Here is a 1370-nt window from a genome sequence, read left to right as displayed (position 1 = left end):
AGATCTGCGCCGAGGACGCCGACAGCTCCTCGCTGGAGGCCGCGACCGCGTCCGCCGAGGCGACCACGGCCGACATCACCGAGCGCAGGTTCTCCTGGGCCTCGCCGAGGGCGGCGGCCATGCGGCCGAGCTCGTCGCGCCCGCGCACCTCGGGGGTGACGGTGAGGTCGCCGGCGGCCAGGGCCTCGACCGAGTGCTGCACCGAGCGGACGGTGCCCACGAGCCGCCGGACCACGAGGACGGTCAGCCCGCCCGCGACCAGCGTGCCCAGCGCCAGGGAGACCCACAGGGTGGTGGTGGCCGAGGAGACGATGCCGACGGCGTCGTCGGTGTCGGCCTGGCCGGCGGCGACCCGCCGCTCCTGCATGGCGTTGTACTGGTCCATGAGCACGTCGGAGCGGTCCTGCAGCGGGCCGGTGATGACGGCGGCCGCCACGGCGAGGCTGCCGGCGTCGGCCGCGGGCAGCAGCTGGGTGTCGGCGATCGTGTAGTAGTCCTCGACGGTGCCGCGGAACTCCTCGAACGCCTCCCTGTTGACCGTCACGGCGGCGTAGGCGTCGAGCTGGCCGTCGATGGTCTCGCGGCGCTCGGCCAGGTCGGCCCGCAGGGCGGCGCGCTGCTGCGCGTCCGCGATCGGGTACGTGTTGTAGCGCGACCGGTCGCCCTGCCAGGAGCGCTGGATGTTGGCCAGGTCGGACAGCCGGACGACGTTGTCGTTGATCCGGGCGGCCGCGTCCTGGACCGCCGACAGCCGGTTGACGGCGAGGACGGTCATCGCGACGGCGACCAGCGCGAGGACGGCGACGGCGGCGCCGATCTTGACGCCGACGGGGCGGTCGGCGAACCAGCCGCCGGTGCGGCCGGCGCGTTGCGTGCTCATGGGGACTGCTCCTGGGTTCTCGGGGTGGCCGGTGGTGAAGAAGCGGGCGCTCTCGGGGTAGGAGAGTGACGGATCCGGAAAGGAACTCGCGTCGTCCGGAAATGGCGTGTCGGTAACGATCCGAGCACGGCCGTTGTTGGTTGCGGCGGGCAACGCCGGGACCATTTCCGGCAGCAAGTCGACAAGCGGTACGACTTGGACGAGCAGCACAGATGCCCAAGTCGACAAGGGCATCCGCGCTGCCGGCCGAGCTCTCCAACGGCGGATATGGCCATTTCCGCCGGTCGGGGCGGGGGCGGACGACCGTGCCCGGAGCCATTGTCGAGGAAATGGCTCCGGACGGGTCCGTGGTCACCGGTTGCCGGGACGGACGGCCATTCCCGGCGGCCGGGTCACACGGGTCAGTGCGTGAAACGGCCGACGCTCGCCCTGAGCTCGGCGGCCATGCGGGAGAGCTCGTCGACGGCGGTGCGCGTCTGGGTCAGCGCCT

1 protein-coding gene is annotated in these 1370 nt (G+C 72.4%); it reads right to left on the bottom strand.

The genetic code is table 11. The features are described from left to right. Nucleotides 1-880 (bottom strand): HAMP domain-containing protein (locus tag ACFO3M_RS22670; protein ID WP_387994492.1); only part of this gene is annotated, 880 nt, incomplete at its 3' end. Nucleotides 881-1370: the final 490 nt, after the last annotated feature.

The organism is Geodermatophilus arenarius (assembly GCF_042654585.1).
GTDB lineage: Bacteria > Actinomycetota > Actinomycetes > Mycobacteriales > Geodermatophilaceae > Geodermatophilus > Geodermatophilus arenarius.
Note: the sequence above shows the minus strand (reverse complement) of the source record. Positions and strands in the feature narration are given on the sequence as shown.